General features: G+C 69.7%; 13 protein-coding genes. 8 read left to right on the forward strand and 5 right to left on the reverse strand.

Annotated elements, in window-relative coordinates:
• Positions 1-57: 57 nt before the first annotated feature.
• The 3 genes from BJ960_RS12060 to BJ960_RS12070 are packed head-to-tail and all read left to right on the forward strand — an operon-like array spanning position 58 to position 3,858.
• Positions 58-738, forward strand: coding sequence for a lysophospholipid acyltransferase family protein (locus BJ960_RS12060; protein WP_185987453.1), 681 nt, complete (start codon positions 58-60; stop codon positions 736-738).
• A 9-nt stretch (positions 739-747) separates the two neighbouring features.
• A complete protein-coding gene (locus BJ960_RS12065) occupies positions 748-2,451 on the forward strand; it encodes an FAD-binding dehydrogenase (protein ID WP_185987454.1) in 1,704 nt (567 codons plus the stop codon).
• Positions 2,452-2,454: 3 nt separating this feature from the next.
• Entirely contained in the window at positions 2,455-3,858 is a 1,404-nt protein-coding gene (locus BJ960_RS12070) for a flavin monoamine oxidase family protein (protein WP_185987455.1), read from the forward strand.
• Between the two features lie 19 nt (positions 3,859-3,877).
• Here the strand turns inward: BJ960_RS12070 and BJ960_RS16790 are convergent, their stop codons facing one another.
• The 3 genes from BJ960_RS16790 to BJ960_RS12085 form a co-directional block, all read right to left on the reverse strand.
• Positions 3,878-4,819 carry a DUF4190 domain-containing protein gene (locus BJ960_RS16790; protein ID WP_237463453.1) on the reverse strand — a complete coding sequence of 314 codons (942 nt, stop codon included), beginning with the start codon at positions 4,817-4,819 and terminating at the stop codon, positions 3,878-3,880.
• Between the two features lie 95 nt (positions 4,820-4,914).
• Entirely contained in the window at positions 4,915-5,577 is a 663-nt protein-coding gene (locus BJ960_RS12080; protein WP_121077758.1) for a hypothetical protein, read from the reverse strand.
• Between the two features lie 26 nt (positions 5,578-5,603).
• Complete coding sequence (locus tag BJ960_RS12085; RefSeq protein WP_185987456.1) at positions 5,604-6,128, reverse strand: amino-acid N-acetyltransferase; 525 nt, start codon at positions 6,126-6,128, stop codon at positions 5,604-5,606.
• 87 nt (positions 6,129-6,215) lie between these two features.
• Here BJ960_RS12085 and BJ960_RS12090 point away from each other — a divergent pair, with 87 nt between their 5' ends.
• Together BJ960_RS12090 and BJ960_RS12095 are read left to right on the forward strand one after the other, a co-directional pair.
• Positions 6,216-7,856, forward strand: a complete 1,641-nt coding sequence (locus BJ960_RS12090) for a DNA-3-methyladenine glycosylase 2 family protein (RefSeq protein ID WP_185987457.1) — start codon at positions 6,216-6,218, stop codon at positions 7,854-7,856.
• Entirely contained in the window at positions 7,853-8,485 is a 633-nt protein-coding gene (locus tag BJ960_RS12095) for a methylated-DNA--[protein]-cysteine S-methyltransferase (protein ID WP_185987458.1), read from the forward strand. The genes BJ960_RS12090 and BJ960_RS12095 overlap by 4 nt, the downstream gene beginning before the upstream one ends.
• 459 nt (positions 8,486-8,944) lie before the next feature.
• Here BJ960_RS12095 and BJ960_RS12100 read toward each other — a convergent pair whose 3' ends face one another.
• Positions 8,945-11,470 carry an ATP-dependent Clp protease ATP-binding subunit gene (locus BJ960_RS12100; protein WP_185987459.1) on the reverse strand — a complete coding sequence of 842 codons (2,526 nt, stop codon included), beginning with the start codon at positions 11,468-11,470 and terminating at the stop codon, positions 8,945-8,947.
• A gap of 269 nt (positions 11,471-11,739) precedes the next feature.
• Here BJ960_RS12100 and BJ960_RS12105 point away from each other — a divergent pair, with 269 nt between their 5' ends.
• From BJ960_RS12105 to BJ960_RS12115, 3 genes are all read left to right on the forward strand, one after another.
• Positions 11,740-12,360 carry a DUF2975 domain-containing protein gene (locus BJ960_RS12105; RefSeq protein WP_185987460.1) on the forward strand — a complete coding sequence of 207 codons (621 nt, stop codon included), beginning with the start codon at positions 11,740-11,742 and terminating at the stop codon, positions 12,358-12,360.
• On the forward strand, positions 12,357-12,587 hold the full coding sequence (locus BJ960_RS12110) for a helix-turn-helix domain-containing protein (protein ID WP_185987461.1): 231 nt from the start codon (positions 12,357-12,359) through the stop codon (positions 12,585-12,587). Before BJ960_RS12105 ends, BJ960_RS12110 begins: the two co-directional genes overlap by 4 nt.
• A 97-nt stretch (positions 12,588-12,684) precedes the next feature.
• Positions 12,685-13,275, forward strand: a complete 591-nt coding sequence (locus BJ960_RS12115) for a TetR/AcrR family transcriptional regulator (protein WP_185987462.1) — start codon at positions 12,685-12,687, stop codon at positions 13,273-13,275.
• Between the two features lie 150 nt (positions 13,276-13,425).
• On the opposite strand, the gene BJ960_RS12120 is transcribed toward BJ960_RS12115, so the two are convergent.
• Complete coding sequence (locus tag BJ960_RS12120; RefSeq protein ID WP_185987463.1) at positions 13,426-14,226, reverse strand: NUDIX hydrolase; 801 nt, start codon at positions 14,224-14,226, stop codon at positions 13,426-13,428.
• Position 14,227 lies beyond the last annotated feature (1 nt).

Consider the following 14,227-nt stretch of genomic DNA (forward strand, 5'->3'; position numbering starts at 1 on the left):
CGCGCGCTGCCAACGCGCCGGCGCGCTGCGGCATGCCCTGGGCGCTACACTCGTGCGGTGACCACCCCAGCGCAACCGGCTCGCACAGGCCCCATATTCTTTGTTGGCCGCGCCATTCTGAAGCCCGCGCTGTGGCTGCGGTACCGGCCGCGGGTGACGGGCCGCGACCACGTGCCTCGCACCGGCCCGCTCCTGCTCGTGAGCAACCACGAGTCGATGCTTGACACGATCCTGATCCCGTCGTTCACCCCGCGCCGCGTGCAGTTCCTCGCGAAGGCCTCGCTCTTTGGCTCGCGCCTGGGCCGCTGGTTCTTCACAGGCATCGGCGCGGTCGCCGTGCACCGGGGCGCCTCGTCGACGGCACAGGCGGCGCTCGACGCTGGCCGCGAGGTGCTCGAGCGCGGGAGCGCCTTTGTCGTCTTTCCCGAGGGTAGCCGGTCGACGGATGGCCGCCTGTACCGGGGGCGCGGCGGGGCGGCGTGGCTCGCGCTCGAGACCGGTGCGACCGTCGTCCCCGTCGGCCTTCGCGGCACGAACCGAAAGCTGCGCGACCCGCGGACCGGTCGCCCGGAGCGGGTCGCCATCCGGTTCGGCGCCCCGCTGGACCTCAGCGACCTGCGCGGCGAGCCGGGCGGCCGCGCGCGGCGGGAGGCCACCGAACGCATCATGGCCGCGATCCAGCAGCTCACCGGTCAGGAGCGCGCGGAAAAGTTCGCCGAAGGCAGCACCGCCGCGTAGCATTGCGGCATGGACGCTGATGTCATTGTCGTAGGTGCCGGACTCTCCGGGCTCGTCGCCGCGCGGGAGGCGTACGCCGCCGGGCTACGCACGATCATTGTTGATCAGGAGGGCCCGCAGAACGTCGGCGGGCAGGCGTGGTGGTCGTTCGGCGGGCTCTTCCTCGTCGACTCCCCCGAGCAGCGGCGCCTCGGCGTCAAGGATTCCTTCGAGCTCGCCTGGCAGGACTGGCAGGGCAGCGCCCAGTGGGACAGGCTCCCGGACCCCGGGCAGGAGGCCGACGCGGCGGACGGTGCGCCGGCGGCGGACCACTGGGCGGCGCGCTGGGGCCGTGCCTACGTCGAGTGGGCGGCGGGTGAGAAGCGCGCGTGGCTGCGTGAGGTCGGCATCGACCTCACCCCGATGGTCGGCTGGGCCGAGCGCGGCGATCTCACGGCGACCGGCCACGGGAACTCGGTGCCGCGCTTCCACGTGTCGTGGGGCACGGGGACCGGGGTTGTGCGGCCGTTTGTCGAGTCCGCGCACGAGGCGGTGGCCGCGGGCCGCACGGAGTTCAGGCACCGTCACCGGGTCGACGAACTCGTCACCGAGGGCGGGGCCGTCGTTGGTGTGCGCGGCGCCGTGCTCGCGCCCGACGAGGGCGACCGCGGGGCCGCCTCGAACCGCGCCGAGGTCGGCGCATTCGAGCTGCGCGCGCCGAACGTCATCGTCGCGAGCGGCGGTATCGGCGGCAACCACGACCTCGTCCGCGAGCACTGGCCCGAGCGCCTCGGCGCTCCCCCGCGCGAGATGGTGACCGGCGTTCCGGCGTATGTCGATGGGCGCATGCTCGCGATCGCGGGCGACGCGGGAGCACGCCTCGTCAATCAGGATCGCATGTGGCACTACACCGAGGGCATCAAGAACTGGTACCCGGTCTGGCCGAGCCACGCGATCCGGATCCTGCCAGGCCCGTCGCCGCTCTGGCTCGATGCGCTGGGCCGGCGGCTCCCCGCCCCGGGGCTGCCCGGCCACGACACGCTCGGCACGCTGAAGCTTCTGCGCACCCTCCCGGGCCTCGCCGAGCACGATCACTCGTGGTTCGTCGTGACCAGCAGGATCGCCGCGAAGGAGTTCGCGCTGTCTGGTTCCGAGCAGAACCCCGACCTCACGAACCGCGACAAGAAGCTCCTCATGAAGACCCGGCTCGGCAAGGGGGCGCCGGGGCCGGTGCAGGCGTTCATCGACCGGGGCGCCGACTTCGTCACGGCCGACACCGTCGCCGAACTCGTCGCGAAGATGAACGGGCTCACGGACGAGCCGCTGCTCGATGCCGCGGAGGTCGAGCGCGTCGTTCGCGCGCGCGACGCCGAGTTCGACAACCCCTTCTCGAAGGACGCGCAGGCCATGAGCGTGCACAATTCGCGCCGCTACCTCGGGGACCGTCTCACCCGCACGACCAAGCCGCACAAGCTCCTCGATGAGTCGGCCGGACCGCTCGTGGGCATCAAGCTGCACGTGCTCACCCGGAAGTCGCTCGGCGGGGTCCAGACCGACCTCTCCTCCCGTGCGCTCGGGGCCGACGGTTCGCCGATTCCGGGGCTCTTTGCCGTGGGCGAGGCCGCCGGCTTCGGCGGCGGCGGCGTGCACGGCTACAACGCACTCGAAGGCACGTTCCTCGGCGGCTGCCTCTTCTCCGGGCGGGCCGCGGGGCGCGCCGTCGCGGGGCGATAGCGCGTGGAGCGATTCGACACGATCGTTGTAGGCGCCGGCGTCGCGGGCCTCACCGCGGCCCGGCTACTCGCGCACGCTGGCCAGCGGGTCACCGTGCTCGAGGCACGCAATCGGATCGGCGGCAGGCTGCACTCCGAGCGGATCGGCGGCCGCGTCACCGACGTTGGGGGATCCTGGATTCACGGGATCACTGACAGCTCGGTCCATGCGGTCGCGGTCGGGCTCGGCCTCGACATGGCCGAGTTCACCGTCGGCGGCTACCAGGCAGGCGGGCGGCCCATCGCCTACTACGGCCCCACCGGTGAGCGACTGAGCGCCGCAGCCCGGGCGGCGTTCGTCGCCGATGTCGCGGCCGTCGACCGCCGCCTCGCAGCGGTCGTCCAGGCCCTCCCGGCCGGCCACACGTACGCTGCGGCGTCGGCCACCGCGGTCGAGGCGGTCGCGCGGCAGAGCGGATGGGACGACGCTCGCGCGGCCCGCGTGTCCGAGTACCTCGCGCACCGCGCCGAGGAGCAGTACGGGGTCGACGCGTCGCTGCTCGACGCGCACGGGCTCGACGACGACGAGGTGGACGGCGACGAGGTCGTCTTCCCCGGCGGCTACGACGCGCTCGCCAGCGGGATCGGTCGCGGGATCGACGTCAGGCTCGAGCACACCGTCCGAGCGATCCGATGGGCGGCCGTGCCCGGCACCGATCCCGCGATCGCGCCGGTGACAGTCGACACTGGCGCCGGCGAGTTCCACGCGGACCGCGTCGTCGTCACAGTCCCGGTCGGGGTACTTCGGTCGGGTGCGATTGCGTTCGAACCGTCGCTGCCAGACGACGTCAGCGGTCCGCTCTCGCGGCTGACGATGAACGCGTTCGAAAAGGTGTTCCTGCGCTTCGATGAACCGTTCTGGGATCGCGACGTCTACGCGATCCGCAGGCAGGGCGAGCGCGCGGCATGGTGGCACTCCTGGTACGATCTCACGCGACTCGGCGGCGGGCCGACGCTGCTGACGTTCGCCGCCGGCGACTGCGCCCTCGCGACGCGGGGGTGGAGCGACGAGCGGATCACGGGCTCCGTGATGAGCGCGCTCCGCGACATCTACGGACCCGATGTTCCCGACCCGACAGAGGTGCGGGTCACTCGGTGGCAGGACGACGAGTTCTCCCGCGGATCCTACGCCTACATGACCGTCGGATCGACGCCGGCGGATCACGAACGGATCGCCGCCCCGCTCGGCGGCCCGTCGACTCCCACAGGGGCCGCACGCGACTGGGCAACGGCGACGCTCCACATCGCCGGCGAGGCGACGTGGCAGGACGACCCCGCGACCGTCACCGCCGCACTGGAATCCGGGCGGCGAGCCGCAGCCAGGATCCTGGGCGAGACACCGCCGCTGTCGGCGCTCTGGGCGCAGTAGGCCGCGGCCCCCGTGCGGGTTAGCGCGCGCTCGCGTCCTCGCCCATGCAGATCGCGCCGAGCTGCGAGCTCGCCTCAGCCCACTGCGACTCCGCGTCCGAGCGCTGCTTCACCTGATCCAAGGTGAGCTGCTCGTCCGTCTCAGCGAACGCCAGCAACTCCGAAACGAGCGCTGAGAACTCGGCGTCGTCCGATGCCGCGAGCAGGTCGGTGTAGTACGCCGCGGGGTCGTCGAAGATCGATACCTCCGGCGCGAGCAGCGCGGTGCATAGTGCCTCGTTCTCGGAGCCGATCCACGGCGTGTCGCTGAAGCGCGGGTCCGGCACCTCGGTCCAGTCGTCGCCCGGGCTGTGGAACTCGCTGTCGCCGTGATCGTAGGCGTCGGCGTCGACCGCCGAGCTGTACGCGGAGCCGAACGCGCCAAACACGCCGAAGAAGACGAAGAACAGGATCGTGCCGAGGATGCTCAGCCCGATACGCACGTAGCCGATGATCGTCGCGGCGAGTGCGAGTCCCCGCCCGCCTTCTCCCGTGCGCTTGATCTTGCTGAGCGCGATGTGGCCGAGAATGACACCAACGATGCCCGAGAAGAACACGGCGATGAACCCGACGATCGCAAACACGTTCATCGGCGGCGCGGCCGGCGCGTACGGCTGACCGACCGGATACCCGGGCTGCGCGTAGCCAGGCTGCGCGTAGCCCGGCTGCTGATACGTCGGCTGGCCTGCTGGCTGTGCCCAGCCCTGGGCGGGCTGCGGGGCGCCAGGCGCCGGCTGCTCGGGAGCTGGGAACCCTGAGGGCGACGCCTGTGCGGCGGGCTGCTGCTCGGAGCCGTCCTGTTCGGGCTCGGGCCGGTGCGGGAACGACTGCAGGGCAGGCACGCCTGGGGTGGCGGTACCGGGATCGACAGCGCCGTCCTCGGGCGTTTCGTTGGGGTCGCGGTCAGGGGGCAGCTGGGTCATGCCCCAAGTCTACGCGGGCGATCCTCGCGAATCGCGGTGAGACATGACGCGACGACCCGCCGCGATGGGGTCTGCGCGACGTCGGTGACGCAGAGCTAGTAGAGCAGGAACTGCGCGGTCTCTTCGCTCTCAGCTCCGCCAGCCCCCGCGCTCAGGTGGTAGGAGGCGCCGCCGGCCACGACCGGGTCGCGCGTGATCTCGCAGGTCTCCGTACTCGACCGCGTCCGGTCCCACGAGACAGGCTCGCTCTCCAGGGTCTCCCCTGCTTTCAGCACGACGGGGAGCGACTCCGCGTTCGTCTGGCAGTCCGTCGAGCGCCAGACGTCGTCGCTGCCGCTCGACACCGTGAAGCTCATGCCGGCGGTGCCGAGGTCGGCGACGCATGCGTCCTTGCCCGTGTTCTTCACGCTGAGCGACAGCTGCGGGAACTCGCCGTCGCCGTACGAGCCCTGGTCGGTCACGGGGACCACCTCGAGCGCGGCCTTCGCGCACGCGACCGGTTCCCCGGCCTTCGCAGCATCGGGCTTCGGGGTTTCGGCGACGTCGGACGGGACCTTGACGTCCTTCGCGTCGTCCGGCGCCGCCGCCCCTGGCCGCACGACAATCAGCACGATCGCGACAACAACAGCGACGAGGCCGAGCAGAACGATGAGTCTGCGCCGGACGTAGACACTCCGATCCTCCGGCCCCACGGGGTCGCGCAGGGCCGACCGCGCTCCGTGCTGCTCCGACGGATCTTGAGCTGGTCGCCTGGCCATGGCCTCAGCGTACCCCCGACCTCTGACTACAGGCGCTTCAACATGCGGGTGTTGCCAAGCGTGTTCGGCTTCACCCTCGCGAGATCAAGGAACTCGGCGATGCCCTCGTCGTGCGAGCGAAGCAGCTCGGCGTACACCTCTGCTGCGACCAGCTCGGCGTCCTCCCCGACCTCTTCGAACCCGTTGCGGCCAAAGAACTCGGTCTCGAACGTGAGGCAGAACAGTAACTGCAGTCCGAGCCCGCGAGCGCGCTCCTCGAGTGCGAGTAGCACGGCACGGCCGACGCCCTTGCCGAGATAGTCCTCGGAGACGCCGAGCGTGCGCACCTCACCGAGGTGCTCCCACATCACGTGCAACGCGCCGTACCCGATGACGTCGCCAGCCTCGTCCTCCGCGACCATGAACCCCGGTACCGCCCCGTACAGCTCGACAAGGTCCTTGCCGAGCAGGATTCGCCTCGCGACAAGCGGCTCCATAAGGTTCACGATCTTGACGACGTCGTGGGTCGTCGCAGGCCGGACACTGATAGCGCTAACGTCGCTGACACTCATGCACAAAGTCTAGTCCGCGCGCATGCTCCCACCGTCGTGTCCGATTCCCGCGTGCCTCATCCCAGCCGTGCGCGGCAGAATGATTCCGTGTCCACTCAATTCGCAGCGCTCCCGCTCAGTTTCGACGCCTGCTACCGCGCCGCGTCTGGCCGCGACAGGCGCTGGGACGGCCGGTTCTACCTCGGGGTGACGAGCACCGGCATCTACTGCCGCCCGTCCTGCCCGGCCCGGAAGCCGAAGCCTGCGAACTGCCGATTCTTCCCGAGCGCAGCCGCGTGCGTTGCCGCGGGGTTCCGCGCGTGCAAGCGTTGCCGCCCCGACGCGCTCCCAGGCAGCCGGGACTGGGACCACCGCAGCGACCTCGTCGCTCGAGCGGTCCGCGGAATCCGCGACGGCGCTATCGACGCCGGCGGCGTCACAGGGCTGGCGAGCTCGCTTGCCGTGAGCGAGCGGCACCTGCGGCGGATCCTGCTCGACGAAATCGGCGCGACGCCGATCCAACTCGCGCGGACGCGGCGTGCGCACGCCGCGCGGATCCTGATCGAGCAGACCGACCTGTCGCTCACGGACGTGGCGTTCGCCGCCGGGTTCGGCAGCGTGCGGCAGTTCGGCGACACGATGCGCGATGAGTTCGGGATGGCACCCTCGGCGATTGCCAGGCGCGCGGGGCAGGACGCGCAAGCCGGGGGCGCCACTGGCACCGGCGGCGACGGCGAGCGGCCCGGGCCCGAGTCGCGGGAGTGGCCGACGGTGACGCTGAGGTTGCAGACGCGGGCGCCGTTCGACGCGCAGGCGACGCGGTCGTTCCTCGCCGCGCACGCGATCCCGGGGCGCGACATGATCGGCGCAGGCACGGCGGATCTCCCGTCAACGGCGGCCCCGACCTCTCACGCCATCGACGTGCCCGGCGGCACCGCGCGCGCCACGATCTCGTGGGCCGACGTGCCGGCCGTCGCCGAACAGGAGCCCGGCACGCTCGGGATCCCGGTCACGCTGGCGTTGCCGAGCCTCGCAGACACGATGCCCGCGATCCAGGTCGTTCGGCGCATGCTCGATCTTGACGCGGACCCGGCACAGCTCGCCGAGGCGTTCGCTGGCGACCCCATCCTCGGCCCGCTCGTCGCCGCGCGTCCGGGGCTGCGGCTCCCCGGCGCCCGAGACCCGCACGAGTTCGCGCTCGCGACCGTGCTCGGGCAGCAGGTCTCGCTCGCCGCCGCCCGCACGCTCCAGGGCCGGCTCGTTGCCGAGTTCGCCGAGCCGGGCGGCCACGCCGAACTCGGGTTCTCGGGTCGTGTCGACGCCTCCCGGATCGCGGCGGAGACTCCAGAATCGCTCCAGTCGACGCTCCGCATCACTGGCGCTCGCGCGGCGACGCTCCGGGGGCTCGCGGGTGCGCTCGAGCGTGGGCTCGACATCGGCCAGGGCGCCGACCGTGAGCGGGCGCGAGCCGAGCTCATCGCACTCCGGGGCATTGGGCCGTGGACCGTCGAGCTGATCGCGATGCGTGCGCTCGGGGACCCTGACGCCTACCCCGCCGGCGACCTCATCTTGCGCCGGGCTCTTGGCGTCGCCGGGGCGAAAGCAGCCGAGGCCGCCGCAGAGGCCTGGCGCCCGTTCCGGGGCTACGCGACGCAGTACCTCTGGGCAGATTTCCTGGCTCACGCCGCCGCGGGCGGTGCCTCGCCCGCGACCTCCAACCCTCCGAAAGACACGAAGGACACCCCATGAACGCTTCCCTGTCTTACACAGTCGTCGACATCGTCGGAAGTCCGTTTGTCGCTATCTGGCGGCCCGAGGACGGTTCGGTGTGCGCGGCCGGGTTCCTGGCGGCACCATCAGATCTCGAATCCTCCAGGCTCACGGTGCCGGACGCCCGGGCCGCGACTGCGGGGCCTGGCGGCAATAACGGGTCCACCGCGATCTCGCGCGCGCAGGTCGTGTCAGACCCGCTCTGGGACCGGCTCACGACAAGCGACCCCGGTCTCGCCGGCCGGGGGCTCGCCACCAAGCCTGCGACATCGGGAGCCGTGCCCGACGCGCTGCGGGCCTACGCCGACGGCGACCTCGCAGCGATCGACACCATTGCGGTCGCACAGCGGGAGACGCCCTTCCGCGGCGAGGTGTCGCGGGCGCTCCGCCGGGTGCCAGCTGGCGACGCGGTGACCTACACCACGCTTGCGGCGTTGGCTGGCAGGCCCGCGGCGGTCCGGGCCGCGGCCTCGGGCTGCGCCACGAACCTTGTCGCACTGATCGTCCCCTGCCACCGCATTGTGCGCGCCGACGGCGGCCTCGGCGGGTACCTCTTCGGCACTGAGGTGAAGCATCGGCTGCTCACACACGAGGGCGCCCTGGGGTAAGCGGGGTGCGCCCGGGGTAGAGGGCGTTTGCTCGGGTGGTCGCCCAGCAGTCCCGTGTGCCCGCACCGGCCGCCCCGGCCACGCCCAGCCGCCCCCGGCGCACGCAATGGGATCTGCAGAAGATCTGCCCTCCCCCGGCTGTCAGGCCATACCAACTGACGATCCCAGATGTACCGCCCACTGCAAGGCCGCGCCCCAGCGCCCAGCCACACCCAGCTACATCACGCCCCACCCAGCCGCACCGACTACACCCACCAGCACCCAGCCAGACCCCGCCGCACCCAATGGGATCTGCAGAAGATCTGCCCACCTCCAGCTGCCAGGGCATACCAACTGCCGATCCCATAGCTACGGCTCATTGCCCAGGCAGTGCAGCGCCCCAGCGGCGTCCGCTCCCCAAACGCCCAGAGGGGGCCCGGCATGAAGCCGAGCCCCCTCTGGGGAGTGAACGCGCTAGGGCTATTCGCCCTGGCCGGGGGTGAGCCCGGTCGAGGCGGCGGCCGCCGCGGCAGAGGCCGCGGCCTCGCCGTGCGACTTCTGCTGGTCGCGCTTCGTCTCGAAGGTGAACTTGCCGTCCTTGACGTCGACCATCACGGTGTCGCCAGCGAGCAGTTCGGCGCCGAGGATCTTCTCGGAGAGCTGATCCTCGATCTCCCGCTGCATCGCGCGGCGCAGCGGACGTGCACCGAGCGTCGGGTCGTACCCAATCTCGGAGAGTCGTTCGCGCGCGGGCGTCGTGATCTCGATGTACATGTCGCGGTCGAGCAGGCGATCCTTCAGCTGCTTCACGAACAGGTCCACGATCTGCAGCAGTTCGGGCTTCGACAGCTGCGGGAACACGATCGTGTCATCGACACGGTTCAGGAACTCGGGCTTGAAGTGCTTCTTGAGCTCCTCGTTGACCTTGCCCTTCATCGTCTCGTAGCCGACCTGCGAGTCGCCCTCGAGCTGGAACCCGACAGGGCCACCAGCGATCGCGGTCGAACCGAGGTTCGTCGTCATGATGATCACGGTGTTCTTGAAGTCGACCACGCGGCCCTGGCCGTCGGTGAGGCGACCCTCCTCGAGCACCTGCAGCAGCGAGTTGAAGATGTCAGGGTGAGCCTTCTCGATCTCGTCGAAGAGCACGACGGAGAACGGCTTGCGGCGCACCTTCTCGGTGAGCTGACCGCCCTCTTCGAATCCGACGAACCCGGGAGGGGCACCGAACAGGCGCGACACGGTGTGCTTCTCGCCGTACTCGGACATGTCGAGCGAGATGAGCGCGTCTTCGTCGTCGAACAGGAACTCCGCGAGTGCCTTCGCGAGCTCGGTCTTGCCGACACCGGTGGGGCCGGCGAAGATGAACGAGCCCGAGGGGCGCTTCGGATCCTTCAGGCCAGCACGCTGGCGGCGGATCGTCTTCGCGAGCGCCGAGATTGCCTCGTTCTGGCCGATGACCCGCTGGTGCAGGGCATCCTCCATGAAGCGGAGACGCGAGGTCTCTTCCTCGGTGAGCTTGAACACGGGAATGCCGGTCGCCTGCGCGAGCACCTCGGCGATGAGCCCCTCATCGACCTCGGCGTTCGTCGCGACGTCGCCCGCGCGCCACTGCTTCTCGAGGCGGAGGCGTTCGGCGATGAGCTTCTTCTCCTCGTCGCGCTTGTTCGCGGCCTTCTCGAAGTCCTGAGCCTCGATCGCCTGCTCCTTGTCGGCCCGGACGACGGCGATCTTCTCGTCGAATTCGCGCAGCTCGGGCGGGCTCGACAGGATCGAGAGCCGCAGGCGTGCGCCTGCCTCGTCGATCAGGTCGATGGCCTTGTCCGGGAGGAAGCGATCCTGAACGTACCGGTCCGCGAGATTCACGGCGGCGACGATTGCGCCGTCGGTGATCGAGACCTTGTGGTGCGCCTCGTAGCGGTCGCGGAGACCCTTCAGAATATTGATGGTGTGCGGCAGCGACGGTTCGTTCACCATGATCGACTGGAAACGGCGCTCGAGCGCTGCGTCCTTCTCGAAGTGCTTGCGGAACTCGTCAAGCGTGGTCGCACCGATGGTCTGCAGCTCGCCGCGCGAGAGCATCGGCTTCAAGATGTTCGCCGCGTCGATCGCGCCCTCGGCAGCACCAGCGCCGACGAGCGTGTGGATCTCGTCGATGAAGATGATGATGTCGCCGCGGTTACGGATCTCCTTGGTGACCTTCTTCAGGCGCTCCTCGAAGTCGCCACGGTAGCGGCTGCCGGCGATCATCGACGACAGGTCGAGGACGTAGACCTGCTTGTCCTTCAGCGTCTCGGGGACCTCGCCCTTGACGATGGCCTGCGCGAGACCCTCGACGACAGCGGTCTTACCGACACCCGGTTCACCGATGAGCACTGGGTTGTTCTTGGAGCGGCGCGAGAGGATCTGCATGACCCGCTCGACCTCCTTCTCACGCCCGATAACGGGGTCAAGCTTGCCCTCACGGGCGGCCTGTGTGAGGTTGCGGCCGAACTGGTCGAGCACCTGCGAGCCCTTCGGGGCGTCGCCGGCCTCGGGGGCACCAACGGTCGCGTTCTCCTTGCCGGCCTGGTAGCCGGAGAGGAGCTGGATCACGGCCTGGCGCACGCGGTTCAGGTCGGCGCCGAGCTTCACGAGCACCTGGGCTGCGACACCCTCGCCCTCGCGGATGAGGCCGAGCAGGATGTGCTCCGTGCCAATGTAGTTGTGGCCGAGCTGCAGCGACTCGCGCAGGCTCAGCTCAAGCATCTTCTTCGCGCGAGGCGTGAACGGAATGTGCCCCGACGGCGGCTGCTGGCCTGTTCCGATGATCTCAGTGACCTGCGCGCGCACAGCGTCGAGTGAAATGTCGAGCTGCTCAAGAGCCTTCGCTGCGACACCCTCGCCCTCGTGAATGAGGCCGAGCAGGATGTGCTCAGTACCAATGTAGTTGTGGTTGAGCAGCTTCGCCTCTTCCTGGGCGAGCACGATCACGCGGCGAGCGCGGTCAGTGAATCTCTCAAACATCTATACCCTCCTTGACGGTCCACGGGGTATGGAACCGCCGCTGGTTAAAGGCTACGCGCCCTTTCCTGTCATTGGGGCCGTGTTCGCCAGAGGCGTTACGGCGTCTGCCCCGCTTCTGGGGTCGGAGCTACGGGGTCGAGCGTTCGGGGTATGCGCGCTTGACGCGGCGGCCCGCGAGCACGTAGGTTATCGATAAGCGATAACAACGATTATCGATAAGGATCGCCGGAACGTGCGCAACGCCTCCGGCCCGACAGCGGAGGACGCTCATGTCACCAACCACTCATACCCCGGAGGTATCGCGTGGCGACCGATTTGCCATCTGGGCGTTCGTCGTCGCGGGCGCAGCGATCATCGTGTTCACCGGCATTCAAGCGGTCACCAGGGTGCTGGCGATGCTCGGCGAGGGGCCGCATCTCGTTCCCATCCAGTTCCCCGAAGGAATGACCGTCTCACTCGACCCCGGTACGGGAGCAGTGCTCTCAGTAACGGGAGCAACAGGCACCATCCGAGTCGATTCCCTCGCCGCTCCCGCGCTCGTTCCTGGCATCGCGGCCCCGATCCTCGCGGCGGTGACAACGATCGTGGTGACAGGCTGTCTGCTCGCACTCGCCGCCTCAATCCTGCGCGGCAAGATCTTCTCCCGACGCAACACTGCACTCGTCGTCACCGCGGGTATTTCGGGCCTCGTCGGGTACTCGCTCGCAAACCTCGCCAGCACAATGCTCGCCAACGAGGCAGTCCACTCGGCCGTAGGTGGGGGGCTGATTTCAAGCGTCTTCGCGGCCGACCCGCTCGTCTACTTGCTCGCCGCTTTCACGGTCGCCGTCGTAGCCACAGCGTTCACGGTCGGCGCCCGGCTGCAGCGCGAGACCGAGGGGCTCGTATGACGCCGGCCGAACCAGCGGACGGGCACGCGATCCACTGTCGGCTCGACGAGCTCCTCGCCGAGCGCGGGATGACCCTCACCGAGCTGGCTGAGCGGGTCGGCGTGAGCATCGTCAATCTGTCGGTACTCAAGAACGATCGGGCGAAGGCGATTCGATTCACGACGCTCACCGCGATCTGCCGCGCCCTCGACTGCGAGGTGGGCGACCTGCTCGTCGTCGGCGAGTAACATCGAGACACCTCGGCTCGACCGGCACAGTTACCGGACGATAACCGACGAGCACCGTCTTCTCCACGAAACCACGGCGCTGGGATACGATGAGGCCATGTCTAGTTCGCCCCGGGAGGTCGCCAAGGCTCAGCGCCGCGAGCGCTACCTCGAAGCGGCAGCGTCGCTCATCGCGGAGCGCGGCTTCAGCGGCGTCTCCATCGACCTGCTGGGTGCTGCCGTGGGAGTGAGTGGCCCCGCGCTCTACAGGCACTTTTCGAGCAAGGAAGACATCCTGACGCAGCTGCTTGTCGGGGCCAGTGAGCGGCTCCTCGCGGGCTACGAGGCGATCATCGCGGAGGAGCTCAGCGACGAGGAAACCCTGCGCAGGCTCGTGCGTTTCCACCTCGACTTTGCAACAAACGAGCGCGACGTGATTCTCGCGCAGGAGCGCGAGCTCGTGAACCTCCCCGAGGAGCCCCGCCGCCGCGTGCGCAGCCTGCAGCGCCGCTACGTGAACGGCTGGGTACAGATCACCGAGCGCCTCATGCCCGACGCGAGCCGAGCCGACCTCACAGTCCGGCTGCACGCAGTCTTCGGCCTGCTCAACTCGACCCCGTACAGCGGGTCCCTCGCGTCGCCTTCGCGGGTGCGGGATATCCTCGCCGACCTCGCGCTCAGCGCCCTCTTCACCGCGGACTCGCCCTAGCGCTCGCGACCACATGCGAGACCGCCCTCGCCCTCCGAGCAGGCACCGGATGTCGCGGCATGTGGCGCGGTCTCGGAGGAACAGCACGGTCTCGGCGGGCCGAGGCCGTCTCGGCGGAACGAGGCCGTCTCGGCGGCAATGCCGCCGCCACTAGCGCTCGAACTGGAAGTGCCCCTGGTCACGCGGCCGGAACTCGGTGACGCCGTAGCCTGCCTCGGCGGGGATCCGCACGACGGGGTTGCCCGCACCGTCAAAGCCAACAGTTGGCGTGACCGCGATACGGGGCAGGCGCGGGGACGCCTCCACGGCCTCGGCGACCGAGCCGAACGAGCCGAGTCGCCTGAGGTTCATGAGCGTCGGCAGCAGCAGCATCTCGCTCGTGAGCGACGGCACTTCGGCCGGTTCGACCCACCGCAGCGCGACGGCTTCGACCCCGTCCGCGGTCGGCTCTTGTTCGTCGGGCGCGCGGGCGATGAAGAAGTCGGTATCGAATCTACGCTTGCCCTCGACCGGGGTGATCCACCGCCCGAACGGGACGACGTCGTCGAGCGCGAGCCTGGCGGCAGCTGCCCCGAGCACCCCGCCAAGCCCGGCGGCACCGGCCGCCTCGGGGGTCGGGACCTGCGGCCCGGTCAACAGGCGTTCGCTCGGGTCGCGGGCGAGGAGCACGCCGACTTCCTCCCAGGTCTCGCGGATCGCCGTCGCGCGCAGCGCGGCCGACTCGTCGCCCGCGGCGTGGCCGTGCGCGACGGCCGCGGCCCCGTCCTCCACTTCGAGCACGCCGCCCGGGAAGACCAGCGCCGACGGGAACGCACCCCTGGTGCTCCCCCGTCTGAGCATGAGCACGCGCAGCGGATCATCGCGCACGAGGAGCAGCGAGGCCGACCGTCGCGGCACGACGGGCGGCCGCGGCCCCTCAGCCGCGCCCTGTCCGTCCGCTTCGAACGCCATG

The organism is Leucobacter aridicollis, assembly GCF_013409595.1.
Lineage (GTDB): Bacteria > Actinomycetota > Actinomycetes > Actinomycetales > Microbacteriaceae > Leucobacter > Leucobacter aridicollis.

What these genes read in the sequence shown, in the direction of transcription:
- BJ960_RS12065 (WP_185987454.1), top strand. Translation starts at nt 748, where the DNA reads ATGGACGCTGATGTCATTGTCGTAGGTGCCGGACTCTCCGGGCTCGTC.
- BJ960_RS16790 (WP_237463453.1), bottom strand. Translation starts at nt 4,819, where the DNA reads ATGACCCAGCTGCCCCCTGACCGCGACCCCAACGAAACGCCCGAGGAC.
- BJ960_RS12080 (WP_121077758.1), bottom strand. Translation starts at nt 5,577, where the DNA reads ATGGCCAGGCGACCAGCTCAAGATCCGTCGGAGCAGCACGGAGCGCGG.
- BJ960_RS12085 (WP_185987456.1), bottom strand. Translation starts at nt 6,128, where the DNA reads ATGAGTGTCAGCGACGTTAGCGCTATCAGTGTCCGGCCTGCGACGACC.
- BJ960_RS12095 (WP_185987458.1), top strand. Translation starts at nt 7,853, where the DNA reads ATGAACGCTTCCCTGTCTTACACAGTCGTCGACATCGTCGGAAGTCCG.
- BJ960_RS12100 (WP_185987459.1), bottom strand. Translation starts at nt 11,470, where the DNA reads ATGTTTGAGAGATTCACTGACCGCGCTCGCCGCGTGATCGTGCTCGCC.
- BJ960_RS12105 (WP_185987460.1), top strand. Translation starts at nt 11,740, where the DNA reads ATGTCACCAACCACTCATACCCCGGAGGTATCGCGTGGCGACCGATTT.
- BJ960_RS12110 (WP_185987461.1), top strand. Translation starts at nt 12,357, where the DNA reads ATGACGCCGGCCGAACCAGCGGACGGGCACGCGATCCACTGTCGGCTC.
- BJ960_RS12115 (WP_185987462.1), top strand. Translation starts at nt 12,685, where the DNA reads ATGTCTAGTTCGCCCCGGGAGGTCGCCAAGGCTCAGCGCCGCGAGCGC.
- BJ960_RS12120 (WP_185987463.1), bottom strand. Translation starts at nt 14,226, where the DNA reads ATGGCGTTCGAAGCGGACGGACAGGGCGCGGCTGAGGGGCCGCGGCCG.